The organism is Micromonospora sp. CNB394 (assembly GCF_000374985.1).
Lineage (GTDB): Bacteria > Actinomycetota > Actinomycetes > Mycobacteriales > Micromonosporaceae > Micromonospora > Micromonospora marina.
Genome location: NZ_KB895858.1, coordinates 1 through 17,562 on the forward strand (window position 1 = coordinate 1; position 17,562 = coordinate 17,562).

A 17,562-nucleotide genomic window follows, 5' to 3' on the forward strand; every position below is an offset into this window, starting at 1 on the left:
CGGCCCAACTGGCCGGATGGATCCGCGGCCACTGGTCGATCGAGAACAAGGTCCACTGGGTGCGAGACGTCACCTACGACGAGGACCGATCCCAGATCCGCACCGGCACCGGCCCCCAAGTCATGGCAGCCCTCCGCAACGCCGCCATCGGCGCCCTACGCACCGCCGGCATCACCAACATCGCCGCCGCGAACCGGCATCACGCCCGCGACAGCACCCGCCCGCTGGCACTACTCGGCATCACCTGACGACTTTGCCGGGGCCCTGGGTGATCTTGCCAAGTCTGGTCCTCGGACTCGTGCACGGCGCGCTGCGTGTGGCCGCCGACCTCGCGAACCGCTACGCCGGGTACAACGGCCCTTGGACAATCGGACTACGCCTCACCGGCATCAAGACGGCGATCGCCTACGAGTACGTGCAGAGCGGCGACGAGGATGTGGTGCAACCGTACGATGCAGACACCTACCAAAAGACCGCGACCGCAAGTACCGCAGACCTGCTCAGGACACCCGACGTCGTCACCGAGCAACTCGTCGGAGCACTGCTGCGCGGCCTCAGCGTCGACAAGCGCTACTTGCCGTACGCCAAGTCCGCAGGTAACAGGTAACGGCAGTGAGCGCTCAGCGGAGACGGAGCTCCCTGCCAAGGCTGCCGGTTACTCCATCGTCGCGACGAGATTTGAACCTACGAGAACCTCGTGTCGAGCATCCCTTCGTCCCTTGTCATTCGTTGTCAGAACCTACGCTTACCGCATGTCACTGGCCTGAGCTTGTCGTTGATCGTCAAAACTCGTCGCTGACCTGCTCGAATCTGATCGCCAACTTATCAATGTTCACCACGGACAGCCGACACTTGGCAGGGGTTTTCGGGGGGTAAACGGGGGCACCATTGACCGGTTGCCGGGACGATCACGGCCCCACAGGCACCCTATCCGGGCACCCGTCGCCCTGAGCCCGGACCGTCAGAGGACCCCGGACCCGCCCGAATAAGTCCAGCTGGTGGCCGCGTACCCAACCAAGCGACTCGCCAGACCGGCTTCCTGTTCGGGAGTGTGCTCGCCTGGCCGACTCGAACGATCCGGTCCCCGGGCTCCGCCACGCCGCGAAGGGCTACACCGGTACTACAGCTTCCGCCGCGCAAAGATCCAGACCCCGCAGCTTAGAGTCACGGTCGAGGCCCTGAACCGGCGCTACCGACGTGGGGAGATAGAAATGGCCGAATTTACCTGGGTGAGCGTTGCGCAACCGCTATACGTTGCCCGCACCGGCATGGAGCGCAGCCTCCTCCGCAGGGGCCCCAACAAGACCGAGCGGGAGTGGCAAGACACGCTCGAAAGCGCAGAGAGTGGGTTGGACACGTTCTGCCGACCCGAGCGCGTCTACGGCCTTGGCATGATCGACGACGCCGGGGAGGACGCCCGCCCAGCGTACCTAACCGCGTCCGGGATCTACCACGACACCGGGCGCAGCGACAGCGAGGTCTACGTGACAGGCGACGATCCGGCCAGGACGGAGGCCGACGCCCGGAAGTGGGTCTCGGACTGGCTGGAGCGAGCGAAGACGAGGGTGAGCAACCTGGACGCCGACTGAACTTGCGGATGGGATTGGCGTCATCGACGACGTGAAGAGCGAACGGCAACCTGCTGACCGTGGAGCCCAGCTTACCGTTGTATGAGCATTGAACGGCGCCCCGGCATGATGCCGGGGCGCCGTTCGCGCCTACTCGAACATCCGGTCGCTTCCCGATTGTGGTGCTGCCCAGGTGAGCACCGTCCACGTCAACACTTCTGACCCGACGAGCCACTGGATGAGGACGACGCGGCGTCGTACCGGTGCCCTAGAACGCCGCTACGACCGACCGCACCTACGGCGACACCCCGTTTCCCTGCAGGCACGACGTTCGCCAGCCGGGCAGCTCTGACACCATCGAGGATTCACCGGCCGCTCCAGGGCGGGATCCGCGATGGGACCGACGGCGCGGAGTCGATCTTCATCTCCGGCGGCTACGTTGATGTGAGGACTACGGTGACGAGCTCTCGCGATTCGCCGTTCTACGTAGGATTGATCCAGTTTTTGATCTTCTGGGTGATATGGCCACGCATCAGATCAGCTGGGGGAGTACCTGGAATCAGCTCGTCGAAACATTCGCCCGGGTGCTTCGCGAGCAGCGGCATGATGTTGCTGCCTCCAGGTGCGGGGAAGGCAAGTGTGCACTTGCCCGGTCCCATCTCGGAGGCAAGGCCGATGAATTCCCTACCAACTCGTAGCCTCGGCGATGCCGAGTAGTGTTTTGCCTCCACCGCCGCAACGAGGTTACGACTGCGCGGGTGCACAGATCCGACGCGGCTACGCTCAGCTTCTTCCTGATCCAGAACCGCCACGTCGCACTCATGCAGGACGCCGGACTTCCCGGCGACATAGACGCCCAGGTGAATCTCCACCTGCCGTCCTCCGGAGAACGACGCCAACACGTACGTGAAATTTCCGGCGTACAGGTTGCCGGGCTGCGTGCGGAAGACGGCGCTACTGGCCGCCGAGACGCCGTCGTTGGTGATCAGGCAGGCACCTCCAGCAGCCTCAGCGGCCTCCGTTGCGACGGCGAGCAGGGCTGCCTCGTACAGATCAGCTTCCCTTGCCGCGTCCGTGTATACCGTACGCAGCGCGCCTATCGCCTCCTCGATTGCGGCGATCAGTTCCTCTTTGGTCAGTGCCATGAACCGACCTCCTCACGAGCCGGTTCGATGAGGTTCTTTACTCGGCCGAACATCACCTCTGCTCGTCCGACTTCCCCCTCGACTTGCAGACTGCTTGGTTCAGCCGTTTGCGTCTCGTCCGGCTGGGCGAAGGTAACGTGACCGCTGTGGATGCCGTGATCGACAAGCAAGCCGAGCAACGCCCGCCGGTTCGCTGTCAAGCTGTGCGCCAGCGTGAGGAGTGTGTCGCAGAGTATGGCAAGGCTCTCGTCGTCGGTGTACGGCACTTCTGCAAGCTCGTCCTTGCCGATGCGCCCGAGGCGCTGCGCCGTGAGGGCATCTTGCCGATCCTGCCGGATACTCTCGGGCAGCTTCGATCCCTTCACCATGCGCCCTCGGGTAATCTCCTCCCGGATCTGCGCTGCGATGTCCGGTAGTTCCCGGTCAAGGGTCCTCAAAATCTCGTCGACGACCTCGGCACTCCCCTGCACCACGACCTCGCTCCCGTCCGCCCGCCAGTCCGGCTCCGCCGGCGCTCGACCTTACCGATATCGCATGTTGCTCGGGGGGCGTGCCATAAGCTGAGCCCTCTGATCCTCGGCCATAAGCACGCCAGTTGTTGAAGTGAGGTGGAGAGCCTGGTGGCCATGACTGCCGCGCTGCTCCGTATCCTCCCTCCGAAGCAGACCTCCGCTCCACCGCTACCCGAGTAAACCCCAACCTTGGTATGAGAGCTCGAGACCGGCGACCTCGCGTGCCGAGCAGGTGTCGATCCTGGGATCTAGCTTCGCATCCAGGCCGGCGTTTGTGACGCGGTAGGCGCTTCAGCCGGAAACCATAGTCAGTGGCGTACGCTGTCGCCGCCGAACGAGACACCTCCGTGGATGTCGCGCGCTTGCACTACAGGGCCGCTGACGTCGCCCGAGATGGAGTTCGCTACGCCGTCCGGACCGGCTGCGACGGCCGCGCCGGTCTGCGCCCATCGGGCTTGGAACTCTGCGCCGAACGCCGGGTCACGTCGCGCCTCGCGGTCAAGTAATACCGCCAGGGGATGAGCGGCGTCCTGTGATGGCTGGTGGAGCAGGCCCTCAATGATCTGGCGCGCCTCGGGTTCGCGCCGAAATCGGTCTCGCAGGAAATCAACTAGCGCAGACACCGCCTGCCGGCCGCCCTGGGCGAGCTCGGTGGTTGTCCAGGCAACGAGCGTTGTCGCCGCGGTAACCATGAGTGGATCCACCGTCAGTCCGCCTCCAAGCATCTGACTCCAGCCGACACGAAGACCAACCAGAGATGCCGCGCCTATCTAGTTCCCTCGATGCTACTGTCGGCCGCCAACACGCCGCTGACGGTCGCAAAGCGGGGCAGGTTCGTGTCCCGAAGCCGGCCCAAGGTGTCGGGACCGGACCCAGCCTGCCGCCCCGGCCCGCACTCTGCCGACCTTCAGGCGGGGCGTGTACGGCAATGCGCGTGCCCCGATACGCCAAGATCGGATAGACGATATTGGCTTGTTCGGCCGCTACGCTACGCACTACTGTCCTCACCGACGGCACTTGCTGGCCGTCTGATTCGAAGGAGTACGCGGTGAAGTTGACCAAGCTCTACAAGGACGTCGTGTCGGGGGGCAACGGCTGCCCGACGGTCTACCTCGCCGACAGCGGAGAGCTGGTCGTCCAGGGGCACCTGGTCGACGGCGACACCTTCGGCGAGCTGGAGAACGTGCTTCCCGGGGAGGGTGCGGTTCGGATCTCCGCCGAGGTAGTGCTCGGTGCGATCGAGCGCTACCGCGAGTCCGGACAGCGGTGATCGAGGTTGACCCGATCGTTCACCTCGCTGGATGACGCCGAGTTCAACCAACTGTTCCGCGACTTCCGCTACACGGCCTACCGGCTGGAGACCCTTCAGCGGTACGACGTGTCGTACGAGCAGGACGAGTTCGGCCGGTTCCTGGCGGGCGAGACTCGCGGGGAGTTTCCCGGGATCGCGGCCTGGTGCGACACCGTGCGGGCAGCGGTGTCGGCCGGTAAACGTATGCACCGGGTCCATGTCGTCGCCGAGCCGCTGTCGGACTACGTCCGGTTCGAATGCGGCTGGGCCTACGAACACACGGTCGAGGCGGGCGAGGACGTCCGCCTCATCGTGGTCTCCGGCGACGACTGGCCGGCCGCGTTACCGCACTACGACTACTGGCTGTTCGACTCCTCGCAACTCGTGGCGATGTACTACGACGAGCAGGGACGGTTCGTCTCCGGCGAGCTGATCAGCGAGCCGGAGAAGATCGTGCAGGCCAACCTCTGGCGTGACGCCGCCGTCTCCGCGTCGACCCCCTACCGGACGTACGCAGGCCAACTCCAACCCAGCTCTCCATAGATCCGCCGCTCGTCGGGGAGGAGACAGCGTGCCCGCCGCGCACAACGAATCGTCCGGCGACGCCGAAGCTGTCGTTCAAGCCGGAACGGTGCACGGTGGCATCAACCTGTTCGGGCGCGCGGCACCGCCTTCTCCCCCACCTCGCCAACTGCCCCTCGACGCGACCCGCTTCGTCAACCGCGAGCAGACCCTCACCAGACTGGACGCGGCACTACCCGCCGCCGATGACGCGACGGCTGCGAGCGGCCACCCAATGGCCGTCGCGGCCATCGCGGGCGCCCCCGGTGTGGGCAAGACAGCGTTGGCCGTGCACTGGGCCCACCGGGTCCGGCGGTGGTTCGCCGACGGCGATCTCTACGTCGACATGCGCGGCTACGGGCCAGGACCGGCCCTGGACGTCGGACAGGCATTGGACACGTTCCTGCGGGCCCTTCACGTGCCGGCCGAGCAGATCCCGACGGACACCGAGGGACGCGCCGCTCTCTACCGGTCCGTCCTGACCGGCAAACGGGTTCTGGTCGTGGTGGACAATGTGTCCACGGTCAGCCAGGTCCGGCCGCTGCTGCCCGCCACACCGACCTGCATGGCGATCATCACCAGCCGCAGCCGCCTCTCCGGCCTTGTCGCGCGGGAAGGAGCGTCACGCATGACCCTGGACGTCCTGTCCCCCGATGAAGCGATCACGCTGCTGCGCGACAGCATCGGCGGAGACCGCGTCAGCGCCGAACCACAGGCCGCCGCCGAACTCGCCCGCCGCTGCGCCTACCTCCCGCTTGCCCTGCGGATCATCGGGGAACGCATTGCCAACACTCCCTACGCCACCCTCGCCGACTTCGTGGCCGACCTCGCGCTCGTCGAGCATCAGCTCGACGCCCTCACCGTCGACGATGACGAACTTTCCGACGTCCGAGCCGTGTTCTCCTGGTCCTACCAGGCGTTGCCCGGTGACACGGCGCAATTCTTCCGCCTCCTCGGGCTGCACGCCGGCTCCGACATCTCCGTCGCCGCAGCGGCAGCCATCGCCGGCGTGAGCATCCCCCGCGCCCGCAATCTCCTCGACCAGCTCACCGCGGCGCACCTCGTGCAGAACCCCGCCCGCGACCGATACCTGTTCCACGACCTCCTGCGCGCCTACGCCCTCGAACGCGCACAAGCCGAAGAGACAGCCGAACAGCAACGCCTCGCGCGGCGCCGCGTATACGCCTGGCACCTGTGGATGGCAGAAGAGGGCCGCAAGGTCATTCTCCCCTACTCCCACGCCATCGCCCTTCCCCCGGCCGGACCCGACGTACCACTCACCCCGCCCAGCACGGTGGCCGAGGCGATGGCATGGTTCGAGCGGGAACGGCTCAACCTCCTCGACACCATCCGGCAAGCAGACGAGCTGGGCGACCACGACATCGCCTGGCAGCTACCCGTCGTCAGCGACGGGTTCTTCGAACTCAAGTCGTACTGGGCTGACTGGCGCGACATCCACCTCACCGGCCTACGCGCCGCACGGTCCGCCGGGTCACGCCTTGGCGAAGCCGCCAACCTCCGCTGCCTCGGCGACGCCTACTGGAGAATGGAACAACGCGAAACCGCCCTCGACTGCTACCGCCAAGGCGCCAACGCCAGCCGCGAGGTCCACGACCACTGGGTCGAAGGCTTCAGCCTCCGAGGCCAGGGCCTCATCCACGAGGAACTCGGAGACATAGACGAAGCCCTCAACCTGTACGGCCAGGCGCGGGCGGTGTTCCGTCACCACGGCATCACCCGAGGCGAAGGCATGTCCCTGCTCAGCCTCGGCAACTGCCAGCGCGCCCGCGGACAACTCGACACCGCCATCGCCCACTACCAGCAAGCAGTTGCCATCCTCGACGGCATCAACGACCAATGGAGCGTCGCCTGGGCCTCCTACCCCCTCGGCCTGGCCTACCAACAGACCGGCCAACACGACGAAGCCCTCAAACAGCACCAGCTGGCCCTGAAACTCTTCCGCAGATTCGACGACCGACGCTGCGAAGGACTCACACTCGCCGCCCTCGGCGACACTTTTGACGCCACCGGCCAACACGACGACGCGCAGCGTAGTTGGCAACAAGCACTCCAGATCCTCGATCCACTCGGAGACCCCCACGCAGGCGCCGTACGCAGCCTCATTGCACAAGCCGAAAGGGCCAGGAGAACTTCCTAGCCCGCGTAGTCGCTGGATAAGCAGCGGGCGGTTCACGGCGGCCGGCCAAGGTCAGCATGAATGAACTTCCCCCGCTTTGATAGCGACTAGTGGCCCGGAGCCAGGCCCATTGTTAGCTTGGCGTCGGGGCGTTACTTATCGCGCGCCAAACGCCTTCATCTGCTTCCAGTCGAGTCCGGCGTCGTTGACGTCATCTTCGGTCAAGAGAATGTAGTGCCACTTGCCGTCAACCTTGCCGCTGTTGTTGACTGTGTTGGCCCAGGTCTTGGCGGCCTTCGCCTTGGCACGGACGTCTTCGGCGAGAGCTTCCTTGTTCATCTTGGTCTCAATGAGCCAGCACGTTCGTTGCCCGTCGACCTCCTCGATTGCGACGAGGTCGGGGTTGTACTCCCGGCCCTCCTGCGTCCACGTGATCGGCAGGTCTTTGATGTGGAGACGTGCCCATACGATGACGCTGGGGGCCTCGTCGAGGGCTTGGGCGGCCTTGTACTCAGGTGAAGTATCGAACCAGGCGTACTCGTAGAGGCACTTTGTCCAACCGTTGTAGGCAACGGACTTCGAGTGCGGTTCGGAATGCCCGCCAAGGTGCTCCTTGGTGGTCTGGCGTTCTTTCTGCAGCCTCTGGAATTTCACCTCATCAGAGAACACGATGTCCTGGTTGGCCACTTTCCTCAGTTGGTCCGTAACCAGGTTGGTGAGCCTGCGGGCCGCGCGCTCCCAGAACGCGGAAAGGTATTTTTGGGCGCCAGTTCCCATACCTTCGATGAGCAGATCGGCGAGACGTTGTGCCGCGCGTGCCTCTCCTGCTTCCGGGCGGACGCTGGGGGCGCGCATGATGGCTTTCACGAGACCACCACGAGAGGTTTCGAGAGGGATGTCAAGGGCAAGGGCTTCGACCCTCGCCTCGGCTTGTACGCCGCGGATCGTGCCGCCTTCATCAGGCCGTAGCAGTGTCCGGCGCAATTCGGTGTCAGCCTCGGTCGCGAGTGCCTTGCCGAGCGCGGTGAAGGGTGCGTCGTCATGGATCTGATTGAGGGAGATCACCGCCTTGGAGGGAACCTTCTGCGTGTATGGAATAGAAATCTCTGCGCGGTCCAGGAGCGGGTAGTGCTTCCGCACCTTGGACTCGGTCTCCGCTGCCGCCTCCTTGGCCTTGCCGAGCAGGTGTTCTAGGTCGACGATTCCACCCGCCGGCGCAAACTCGGCCGCGAGTGAGCCGGACGTCGGCGCACCGGTCTGCTCGTCGGCGTGCGCTGCGTCGCCGACAGTAGTTTCGCCAGAGGAAATGACGTCGGCCTCTTCGTCGACGACCTTCCTGCGAGCGACAAGCTTGCCGTCTGCGGTGCGGCGGATCTCAGCGAGTACAGCGTGGTCAATGAACTTCTCGTTAAGCGCTTGCCGCTTGGCCAGCAGGGCCTCGTACCGCTCATGGGCGAGCACCTCGACAGTGTCGAGCATCTCGACGCCGGTGTACTCTCCAAACGGGAGGCGCATACCCCGCCCGAGGGTCTGCTCAGTCAGCACCGAGGACACGCTGGCGCGCATGGAGGCAATGACGTAGACGTTCTTGACGTCCCAGCCTTCCTTAAGCATGCCAACGCTGATGATGATCCGCACGGGTGACTTCGGGGCTTCTACATCCTCCAGCGCGGCCAGGGCCTCTTCCTTGTCGTCACCCTTCAGGTTCGAGTGGACGAGCAGCGTGCGGCCGATCCAGGCACCGTTGTCGAACGACTCACTGTCAAACAACTCCTGGTAACGGTCGGCTTCGGCGGTGTCTTGAGCGATGACAAGCATGACCGGGTTGATGCGCGGAATGCCTTCTTCGTCGCACCGCGCGTGGGCGAGGCGCTCCTTGTAGCGGAGCAGAGTAACTCCGTCGAGGAGTTTGGTGTGGTCGTCCTTCCGGTCGTCCTTGCGCGCAACGAGGACGGGCGTCTTTACTAGTTGGTCTTTGATCGCGCGAGCCAAGGGGTAGCGGTAAATGACAAGGTTCTCATCCGCCTTCGCAGGGGTTGCCGTCAGGCCGACGACGACCTCGGGTCGCAGGTCGGTGATGGTCTTTGAGAACGCTGGGCCGCGGTAGCAATGGTGCTCGTCGGCGAGGATGACCAGGTCGTCGATGCTGCTGAGCCAGTTGAATAGGGAGCCACCAAGCCACTCTTGGTACTCGTGAGTGGCGCGCCCTTCACCGGTCTTCGAAGTGAGGGCTTGGACAGTAAAAATATACAGTTTCGTCCGGCTGCTGTCCTCCATCACCTTGCGCGTTGCCGGGCTCTGGAAGTTGTCGGCCGTGATGACAAACGGATCAGATTCCATCGCGCCAGTCAGGGACTTGCGGTGGCCCGGGCTAAAGTTCTTTATGCTCTTGTCGCGGATCGTGCGGCCCGGGGCGAGGAGCAGGAAGTTACGAGCGGGTGTCTCAATCCCGGCAAAGTACTCGATGAGGCCGGCCATGACATAGGTCTTGCCAACCCCTGTGGCGGAGTCGACGACGCAATCGAATGGAGCGGCCTTTGCATCGACATCAAAGTGCATTGAAGTCATCGCCGCGACACTCTCGACCGCTGCCCGGTTGGGCTCGCGCAATTCGAGTCGGTGGGCAATCTCGGCGAGGAGGTCGTTGTTAATGTCAATGCCGCTCATGAGTCGGCTCCCTCCGGTTCCTGGGTGCGGCGGTTGAACGGAGAGGTGTTGGCAGCCCGTCGCCGGTAGGTATCGAGCACGGCCTCTGGGATCTTCGTCAGCCGTGACCCCTTCCGCGACTTGCGGAGCGCCTCTTCGGCGTCTAGGTCGATTTGCGTCGCCCAGACTTCAACGATCTCTTTCTCGGGGAGTTGGTCAAGAATCGCCTCCACCGTGCCGTGCCCTACCAGGCCGTCCAGGATTACGTAGCGAACGCGACCGCGCTTGCCGGCGAAGATCCCGTCAGGTCGGTAACGAACGCCGAGCTGGGCGCACATTGCCTGTGCGAGGTCGCCTTGGGTCGCCCACTCAGCGAGAACGACGATGTCGGCGATGCTCTCGAACATCGATGGGCCAATTTCGTGATGCGAGAATCCTCCACCACCGTGCCAGATGGTTGCGGTCTGGTTCTTGGTCTTTGTGGCGTCCCGAAGGGCTTTGATCGCTTCCCTATCGAGCTCGACACCTTTCACGACCTTGTTCAGGAGACGGTTGAACTCCTGCGCCTCATCTGGCGTCATCTCTGCCGGTAGGTCTGCGTCTGCCACACGCTCGGTCGACGTCGTGATCCCGCCTGGCTCCTCGCCCCTCACGACCCGTGCTAGCCGTGGTTTCGTGTAAGTAGCGACCGTGGCTGAGAGAAGCTCGACGGTCACCCAACGGCGCCCCATCTTGTGTGCGACTGCCGCGGTTGTTCCGGAGCCGCCGTAACAGTCGAGCACGATGTCGCCCGGATTCGAGCCGATGTGGATGACCCGCTGGAGCAATTCCTCTGGCTTCGGCGTGGCGAAGGCGTGGAGGTCCGGGAACAAGTCGCGTACCTGGTTCTTGCCGCGCAGCGAGCCACCGACGTCCGATGCGAACCATAGTGTTTCCGGGACGCGGCCCTCGTCGGCCAGGTGCTTCTTGCGCTGGATGCGCTCCTTGTCGAGATCAAGGAAGACCAACTCGGGCCAATTTCCCGCCTGGTGCCTGGCGCGTGCGGCTTTTGCTGCGGCCTCCAAGGGCTCCGCAAGCATGATGGCTGGGACACCTGCTTTTACTCGATCCGGGGTGGTGCCGCAAATGGTGGCTCGGCGAGCCGCGTCACCGATGTCGCGCAGCTCGTACTTGGCGTACTCGTTCATCTGCTCAAGGAACCAAGACTGCGCCTTCCCCCAGCAACGACCGGGGGTCGGGTACATCAGCCCGCCGGTGACTGGGTGCTGAATGCCATAAACCATCGGGTGGTTGGTAGCAGCCTTCCCTGCCGTTGCGTCGCCGTCGCGCCACGGCACCGGGTCACCATCTCGGGAACGGTAGCGCGAGGTATTCGAGGATGCGAGCCGCTTCAATCGGTTAGGGACCCAGCGATCGGTCTTGCGATACACCAACAGGCTGTCATGCGAGACCGAGAAGCCCGTGGTGTCGTTTCGCGGCGACGTGGCCTTCTGCCACACGACCTCTGCAAGGAAGTTCTCAGCACCGAGTTCTTCGTCCAGCACCGAACGGCAGCGGTGCACCTCGGCGTCGTCAAGATGTACCCACACCGAACCATCGTCAGACAGGAGCGGCTTGATCTGCCTCAATCGATCCCGAAGCATCGTGAGCCAGACGGAATGCTCGATGTTGTCGTCGTAGTTGGCGAACGCCTGCCTCGTATTGAACGGAGGATCGATGTACACCAACTTCACCTTGCCAAGGTAGCGCTCCGCGTACTCGGGGACCTTGTTGAGAATGTCCAGAGCATGCATGGCGTCGCCCGAAATGAGCAGATTTTCGGTGGTGGGCTCGGGTAGCCCATCGGGCCGACCCTCGCGGGGCTGGGCTTCAATGCGCTCCACCTCATGCAAAAGCCGAACCTCTGAAACACGGTAGTCGGCGCGATCGACAAACGTGTAGTCGTACTTGCCGTCCCCCGTGGATAGGAGCGCCTTGTCCTTATTCGTCCAGGTAAGTTCGAGCCCCCCGGTGTACCCCGCCGCCATGCAAAGTCCCGTCTGTTACGTTTCTAATCTCCTGGCACCAAGCTTGCCCGAACAGGAGCGATGATCTGAACCTGTGGTGGGTCGTTGGGCCTGGTCCTCAAGCGGCGCACCGCCCTAATGGTGATCTCGGCCTCTGCGTCGTTCCGATCAGGACCGGCGTTGACGCCCCGGCTTGGGACGGTACGCCGTGCTCAAGATAGTCCAGGAAGGCTCCACGCCCAACCCCGACCAGCGCAGTCCCGTAACCAGTCAGGGCTGTCGTTACTGACCGGTGTCGAGGTCGAGCCGGGCGGAGTGACCCATCAGTCACTCGGCGAGCCCGGCGAGTGTGTCGCCGCAAGAATCCGCGTCAAGTCGCTCCAGGGCGGGGTGGACCTGGACGTGGGTGAGCAGGCCCCGGACGCGGTTGGACATGCGGGTGGCTTCGCCGGCGAGGTCGTCGTCGAAGCCGACGAGGACTTCTAGCTCAGCCAACGTGTCGTCCTCGGTGTCGACCCGCCGTTGCATGTGCGGCAACGTGGGGCCCCGTCGACGATGACATAGGCGTCCCAGGCGTCGGTCTTCGCCGCGCCCGGGGTGCAGGTCGGCGATGCGTCGCATCGCCAGTCCGGGCAGGCATGCCCCCAGAACGACAGGCCCGAGCGACCGCGACCGGCAGGGTGCGCCCCGGTGCGCAGCAGTGAAGACCCATGACGGCGGCGTCGCCTTTGCGTGAACGGCTGGGCAGAATGAGTCCATGCTTGTCACCCTGACACCCGGCGTTGCCCGCGATCGCGCCTTACAGCTCCTCCGTTCCGCTTCCCTGGAGATCACCAATAACCACGGCCAGCAGGACAAATACGTCCAATGGGTATTGGACACGAGCCGGATGCTGCGGGGTCAGATCGCTCAATCCAACTTGGAGCAGCTGCTGCTCACACCAGCGTTCTACCGGCTCATTGATCCGACGTTGATGGGCACTCCTCAGGGGTTACTGCTGCTCAACGCCGAGATCACCGAACGCCAGGCGATGCTGACTCAAGCTGCCGACAAGTTGCACGCACAGTTCAACGCGTGGGACGCAGCGGTGCGACTGATTCTGGTAGTCGTAGATAGCAGTGTATTTTTGTCTCACCCCTGCTGGACGAGAGACGACGATCCGGCGGCGGTGCTCGCAAGCATCCCCTGGGCAGACGAACTCGGCGCCCGGGCCGAGGACATACTGCTCGTGCTTCCAGAAGTTGTGATTCGGGAACTCGATCGGATTAAGGAATCGTCAAACAAGACGCTGCGACACCGGGCGCAGGTGACACTGGCCGTCATCGACAGGCTGCTACCTGATCCAAGCGGCACGGTCTTGGTCCGGCCGGAAGATGGTTGGGCTGAGGCGACCTTACGTGGGCAGCAAATGCCACGCGGTGCAGTTCACCTACGGGTCTTTTATGACGACCCGGCGCACCGGCCCCTCTCGGATCCCGATGCCGAGATTATCGACCGGGCGATGGCCGTACAGACCCTCGCCGGCAAGCCAGTACAGCTAATGACCATGGATACAACGATGGGGTTGAACGCGCGCAGAGCGGGGTTACTGGTGGCCAAGCCCATCCGGAAGATCGACGAGCCCCCGATTGAGGGCCAATCAACGCGGGCACGCCGCCGGGCTGCAGCGGAAGGCTCCGACAACCCCCACACAACCTCAGACGATCCGGGAACCAGTGGAAGTGTTTAGGCATTGCGCCGCCCTGCGACCACCCCTCAGCCGAGCTGACAGCGCCCCCCTGTGCCAGCAAGGGCAACAGCCCATCCCGACGCCTTGTCTCGCTGAACCCGCACCGTTTCGAGTCCAGTGAATGTGATGCCCCCTACCACGATTCGAGCCGAACCGGGGCCGTCGTCCACGTTACCTGTCGGTGGTCGCGTGTACCGTGTGCGCGATCCGTCACCGGACGTAAGGAAGATCAGCTATGGGCGACGCTGCCATGTTTCGTAATCAGCTCATGGATTGGGTGTACGACAAGGCGAACGGCACCTCCACCGAGAATGTACCCATCATGGAGTTCGCTGAGAGCGTCGGCTTAGATCTTGACGGTGCGTACACGCTGCTCTGGTACTGCCGCGACGAAGGGCTTCTCAGGGACAATGGCTCGGGCATGGGCAACCCTTGCGGCATCCTCACCGCCTACGGGATCGCCGACGTGCGGGAGCGGCGGCGCCGGCGTGCCGACCCTGTGCTGCGGGCGCGCGTGTGCCGGTCGGGCCTGCTGAACTGGTTCTACCGGCAGCGGATCGCGCAGGTGCACATGCCGATCACTGAGGAGTTCGGTAAGGACGACGGGTCGCTCTGGGAGGGCGTCCGGTTCACGGACGTTGAGATCCAGGATGCGGCCGAGTACCTGTCTGCGAAGGGGCTGATTAAGGGGATCGAGGTCGCCGAGCTGCGTGGCCCGGTACGGGCTGAGATCACCACTGACGGCGTCGACTGCGCGACCGACTGGGATGGCAATGTGGCGGACTACCTGCGCGACCAGAAGGGATACGGTCCGACGATCAACCACGGGCCGGTGTTCCACGGCGCTTCTCAGGGCGGCCAGTTCGCATGGGGCAACCGCGATGTGACGCAGCAGCAGAACATCGACCAGCATGTCGCGCCGGCATTACAGCCGCTCGCGGAGGCCGTCGTGACGATCCTCCAGCAGCTTCCCAGCTATGGGCTGACACTGCGGGATCAGCAGGACATCGAGGCCGCAGCCAACGAGGTGCTCGCCGAGGTGCAGCAGGCGCAGCCCGAGCCGGGCAAGCTTCGTCGCGGCGCCGCCATGCTCAAGGGCTTTCTGTTCCCGATCGCGACGGAGGCGGTGACAGAGGAAGCGCGGCAGCTCGCGCAGCAGGGCCTGGACCAGGTCACCGCAGCGATCGGTGCCGCTCTGTGAAGCGTTCGCACGCAGCCTGGTGGCCGAAAGGATGCTTCCTTGCGTAAACGGCCACCCGAGGCAATGTCGGTGAATCGCGCGCACGGCGGCCCGTTGAACTTGGGGATCGAGCCGCCGGGGCCGATGGAGACGGTGCCGCTGCGGCTGATCGAGGTGCTGTGCCCGCGCATGTTCGCTCACTGCCCCATCTGCGGTGACCCAGCGACGACAGAGGAGCACGTACCGCCGCAGCGGCTCGGCGGTACGCGGATGACCCGGACCTGCGCCCGGTGCAACAACAGCTTCGGGACTCTCTTGGAAGCTGACCTGGTCGACTGGTTCGACGAAGCCTGGTCGACGTCGTCCTTCCAGTCAGACGCGATCCCCGGCAGGCGGCAGACGAGCCGGCTGCTGAGACGGTGGACATCCGACGGACAGTTCGTCTTCCTGCCTGAAGGGCGCTGCGATCCTGCCGTCGGCGAGATCCTGGCGGCTGGCGGCGACGTGACTCTAGAAGTCTCGCCACCGGATCAGAACCGCTGCCGCCTGGCGCTGCTCAAGTCGATGTATCTCGGGCTGTGTATCAAGGCAGGCATTCCTGAAGGCGAACCAGCGGATCGGCTGCGGGCCGAACTGCTCGCGGTGCGCGACGCGAAGCGCAAGGCGGACGTGCCGGTCAGTCCGATTGCGCTGGGGCTGACCGTGCTACGGCACTGGGGAGACCCGATCACGGAGGAGTCTGTGGTGCTGGCTGAACTCCTGCCGGAGACCGGGCCTGTATTGGGAACCCTCCTCGCAGGCCGGGTGTTCGTCTCCGCATCATCGTCATGGAGCGAAGCGACGACCGAGCCGACCGAGCGTTTGGTCTACCAGCTCCGGGTCGGCGCTCCCGTCAGCGGCGAAGTGGCGACCGTTCATCCCGAGCCGCCACCAAAGCGAGCCCGACGACGCGGCCATGCATAGCCGGCCGCTCGTCAGCGACGACACGCGGTCCCGACGCAATGTCATCGTCGCTGGTGGAGCGGCTCGCCCTGCTGACCCGCGCGGTCGCCAAGCGCTCCATGAAGTGCGGCATCTAAGGCCGATTCGGCCAAGGCCGCTATTCGGGAGACCTGCTCCAAGCCCCTTTCCGGCAGCCCTGCAGGTGCGAGGCCCGCGTCGGTGGCGGTGCGGCGCAGATCGGTTTGCTGATCTGGGGTGATGCCGCCGATGGGTTCACGGAAGCTGAGGATGTCCCGAGCGGCGTAGCCATCCTTGGAATCGATGGCGCTTTGTGCGGTGCGGTACAGGATGTCTGCCGCGAGTTCGGCCCGAGTAGGACTGGCGAGGATCGCGGTGGCGAGTCCGAGTCGTGTGCGGTAGGACGCATAATTAGGTGCGGGTATCGGCGTTGCAAGATTTCCGGTGGCGGTCATGAGGTGGTGGCTGGCACCTGCGTCTGTCGGCGCGGCGCAGATCAGGTTGAGGCAGGCAGCTACCTGGTGTTCCCACGGCTGGGTGAGGGTGCTAGTACCGAGGATCTTGCGTCCCTGATCGGGCTTGCCCTGGATGCAGGCGGCGATGATGGCCGCTTGGCGTCCTTCCATGAGGTGGCCGCCGATGCCGTTGTGCTTCTGGGCCAGGGCAGCGGCGTCGGCCCAGCGGTTGCTGAGGGCAAGAATGCGGATGCCTTCGCCGAGCAGTTGCAGCCAAACCCACTCGCGCAGCTTGCGACGTTCGCCAGCTTCGCCGTCGAGGGTGGCGGTGGGCAGGGACTGGTCATCCACGATCAGGTCGGTGCGGTGGGTGACGGCGTCGTACATGGCCTCCAGGAGGCGCAGTGCTGGTGCGCCGTGATCGGCGCGGATCTGGAGACGGGCCAGGTTGAGGACGGGTTCGAACATGTAGCGGGCTTCGAGGATCGACAGCGGCCGGCCCTTGTGGCGGTAGGCGTTGATGTGCTGCCAGCACAGCTTCCGGGCGAAGTCAGGCATGCCGGCGTCACTGGCGATGAGCGCTGCCTTGTTGAGGGTGTGTGCCGCGTCGGGCATCCCGTGCTCGCGTTTCTGGATCGCGGCTTCGGCGGAGTCAGTGATCTCTTTGAGGCGCAGCGGGAGGGCTGGGCAGTCGGGGCGGGGACGGCCGAGGAGCGGGAAGTAGCGCAGGGCGGCGGCGACGCTGGCGTGGTACATGGTTCAGCTCCTGGGCAGGATAGCGGCGGTCGCGGCGTGGGCGAGGATTCCTTGTGCATGGGCCGGTAGGTCGAGGCGGTTCCAGTGGAAGATCACGATCTGGGCGAGAACGGCGCGGATGCCTCGGCGAAGTCGTCCGGTGTGCCCGGCGTCGGCGAGCTGGCGGCCGGCGGTGGCGAAGGCTGCGTGCCAGGCGTCGGCGTCGCTGCAGGGTTCACCGGGGGCGAACATCGCGTCGGCGGGGAGCGCGAGGAGGGGTCGCATCTGGGCGGCAAGCTGGTCGACGCGGGTGGTGTCGGCGGCTGCGGGGGCGGGGCGCATCTGGGCTACCTGGTCGAACACGTCCGCTGTCTCGTACCAGTCGAGTCCCGCGTGGTGCTGCAGGGTTCGGATGAGCAGCAGTGACAGCTCCCTGCGTCCGATCGGGGGCGCATGATGCCCGCTGTAGTCGAGGACGCCTCGGCTGTCGGCGCAGAACAGCTCGTGCACGATGGCCATGGCGGTGTCTCCGCCGAACGCTCCGGTTTCGGGCTCGTAGATCCCCCTGCGTTCCGCAGCTCGGCGTCGATATAGGCGGCGGATCTGGGCTGTGAGCTGGGCAAACAGGGGTAGGCCC

15 protein-coding genes and 2 pseudogenes are annotated in these 17,562 nt (G+C 64.7%); 9 read left to right on the forward strand and 8 right to left on the reverse strand.

The window, feature by feature from the left end:
• The 3 genes and pseudogenes from C569_RS0125360 to C569_RS0125370 all read left to right on the forward strand — a co-directional run.
• A pseudogene (locus C569_RS0125360) lies at nt 1–248 on the forward strand (ISAs1 family transposase); the annotation flags it as partial.
• Nucleotides 249–268: 20 nt separating this feature from the next.
• Nucleotides 269–607 carry a hypothetical protein gene (locus tag C569_RS0125365; protein WP_018788542.1) on the forward strand — a complete coding sequence of 113 codons (339 nt, stop codon included), beginning with the start codon at nt 269–271 and terminating at the stop codon, nt 605–607.
• Between the two features lie 604 nt (nt 608–1,211).
• Complete coding sequence (locus C569_RS0125370; RefSeq protein ID WP_018788543.1) at nt 1,212–1,589, forward strand: hypothetical protein; 378 nt, start codon at nt 1,212–1,214, stop codon at nt 1,587–1,589.
• A 461-nt stretch (nt 1,590–2,050) separates the two neighbouring features.
• On the opposite strand, the gene C569_RS0125375 is transcribed toward C569_RS0125370, so the two are convergent.
• The 3 genes from C569_RS0125375 to C569_RS31815 all read right to left on the reverse strand — a co-directional run bounded on the left by C569_RS0125375 (nt 2,051) and on the right by C569_RS31815 (nt 3,917).
• Nucleotides 2,051–2,713: a hypothetical protein gene (locus C569_RS0125375; protein WP_018788544.1), complete on the reverse strand. Its 663-nt coding sequence runs from the start codon at nt 2,711–2,713 to the stop codon at nt 2,051–2,053.
• The gene (locus C569_RS0125380; RefSeq protein WP_018788545.1) at nt 2,704–3,186 is read right to left on the reverse strand and encodes a hypothetical protein; all 483 of its coding nucleotides are present in this window, start codon (nt 3,184–3,186) and stop codon (nt 2,704–2,706) included. The genes C569_RS0125375 and C569_RS0125380 overlap by 10 nt, the downstream gene beginning before the upstream one ends.
• Before the next feature lie 347 nt (nt 3,187–3,533).
• Nucleotides 3,534–3,917 carry a hypothetical protein gene (locus tag C569_RS31815; RefSeq protein ID WP_018788546.1) on the reverse strand — a complete coding sequence of 128 codons (384 nt, stop codon included), beginning with the start codon at nt 3,915–3,917 and terminating at the stop codon, nt 3,534–3,536.
• Between the two features lie 356 nt (nt 3,918–4,273).
• Here C569_RS31815 and C569_RS0125390 point away from each other — a divergent pair, with 356 nt between their 5' ends.
• The 3 genes from C569_RS0125390 to C569_RS0125400 are packed head-to-tail and all read left to right on the forward strand — an operon-like array spanning nt 4,274 to nt 7,235.
• The gene (locus C569_RS0125390) at nt 4,274–4,495 is read left to right on the forward strand and encodes a hypothetical protein (protein ID WP_018788547.1); all 222 of its coding nucleotides are present in this window, start codon (nt 4,274–4,276) and stop codon (nt 4,493–4,495) included.
• 6 nt (nt 4,496–4,501) lie between these two features.
• Entirely contained in the window at nt 4,502–5,059 is a 558-nt protein-coding gene (locus C569_RS0125395; protein ID WP_018788548.1) for a DUF6879 family protein, read from the forward strand.
• Between the two features lie 28 nt (nt 5,060–5,087).
• Complete coding sequence (locus tag C569_RS0125400) at nt 5,088–7,235, forward strand: tetratricopeptide repeat protein (RefSeq protein WP_026268634.1); 2,148 nt, start codon at nt 5,088–5,090, stop codon at nt 7,233–7,235.
• Between the two features lie 135 nt (nt 7,236–7,370).
• Here C569_RS0125400 and C569_RS0125405 read toward each other — a convergent pair whose 3' ends face one another.
• From C569_RS0125405 to C569_RS32640, 3 genes and pseudogenes are all read right to left on the reverse strand, one after another.
• Nucleotides 7,371–9,881: a DEAD/DEAH box helicase gene (locus C569_RS0125405; RefSeq protein ID WP_018788550.1), complete on the reverse strand. Its 2,511-nt coding sequence runs from the start codon at nt 9,879–9,881 to the stop codon at nt 7,371–7,373.
• Nucleotides 9,878–11,887, reverse strand: coding sequence for a site-specific DNA-methyltransferase (locus C569_RS0125410; protein WP_018788551.1), 2,010 nt, complete (start codon nt 11,885–11,887; stop codon nt 9,878–9,880). The genes C569_RS0125405 and C569_RS0125410 overlap by 4 nt, the downstream gene beginning before the upstream one ends.
• A gap of 351 nt (nt 11,888–12,238) precedes the next feature.
• A pseudogene (locus C569_RS32640) lies at nt 12,239–12,545 on the reverse strand (transposase); the annotation flags it as partial.
• Nucleotides 12,546–12,623: 78 nt separating this feature from the next.
• On the opposite strand from C569_RS32640, the gene C569_RS0125420 reads away from it, so the two are divergent.
• The 3 genes from C569_RS0125420 (at nt 12,624) to C569_RS0125430 (ending at nt 15,738) form a co-directional block, all read left to right on the forward strand.
• Complete coding sequence (locus C569_RS0125420; RefSeq protein ID WP_018788553.1) at nt 12,624–13,595, forward strand: PIN domain-containing protein; 972 nt, start codon at nt 12,624–12,626, stop codon at nt 13,593–13,595.
• Nucleotides 13,596–13,830: 235 nt separating this feature from the next.
• Entirely contained in the window at nt 13,831–14,796 is a 966-nt protein-coding gene (locus tag C569_RS0125425) for a hypothetical protein (RefSeq protein WP_018788554.1), read from the forward strand.
• Nucleotides 14,797–14,835: 39 nt separating this feature from the next.
• Complete coding sequence (locus C569_RS0125430) at nt 14,836–15,738, forward strand: HNH endonuclease (protein ID WP_155945607.1); 903 nt, start codon at nt 14,836–14,838, stop codon at nt 15,736–15,738.
• A 41-nt stretch (nt 15,739–15,779) separates the two neighbouring features.
• Here C569_RS0125430 and C569_RS0125435 read toward each other — a convergent pair whose 3' ends face one another.
• Nucleotides 15,780–16,946, reverse strand: a complete 1,167-nt coding sequence (locus C569_RS0125435; RefSeq protein ID WP_018788556.1) for a hypothetical protein — start codon at nt 16,944–16,946, stop codon at nt 15,780–15,782.
• Nucleotides 16,947–16,949: 3 nt separating this feature from the next.
• On the reverse strand, nt 16,950–17,552 hold the full coding sequence (locus C569_RS31015) for a thiopeptide-type bacteriocin biosynthesis protein (protein WP_369754099.1): 603 nt from the start codon (nt 17,550–17,552) through the stop codon (nt 16,950–16,952).
• Nucleotides 17,553–17,562 lie beyond the last annotated feature (10 nt).

Excerpts from the sequence above, each read along its gene's own strand:
- C569_RS0125370 (WP_018788543.1), top strand. The coding sequence starts at position 1,212 with ATGGCCGAATTTACCTGGGTGAGCGTTGCGCAACCGCTATACGTTGCC.
- C569_RS0125420 (WP_018788553.1), top strand. The coding sequence starts at position 12,624 with ATGCTTGTCACCCTGACACCCGGCGTTGCCCGCGATCGCGCCTTACAG.
- C569_RS0125375 (WP_018788544.1), bottom strand. The coding sequence starts at position 2,713 with ATGGCACTGACCAAAGAGGAACTGATCGCCGCAATCGAGGAGGCGATA.
- C569_RS0125425 (WP_018788554.1), top strand. The coding sequence starts at position 13,831 with ATGGGCGACGCTGCCATGTTTCGTAATCAGCTCATGGATTGGGTGTAC.
- C569_RS31815 (WP_018788546.1), bottom strand. The coding sequence starts at position 3,917 with ATGGTTACCGCGGCGACAACGCTCGTTGCCTGGACAACCACCGAGCTC.
- C569_RS0125410 (WP_018788551.1), bottom strand. The coding sequence starts at position 11,887 with ATGGCGGCGGGGTACACCGGGGGGCTCGAACTTACCTGGACGAATAAG.
- C569_RS0125405 (WP_018788550.1), bottom strand. The coding sequence starts at position 9,881 with ATGAGCGGCATTGACATTAACAACGACCTCCTCGCCGAGATTGCCCAC.
- C569_RS0125435 (WP_018788556.1), bottom strand. The coding sequence starts at position 16,946 with ATGTACCACGCCAGCGTCGCCGCCGCCCTGCGCTACTTCCCGCTCCTC.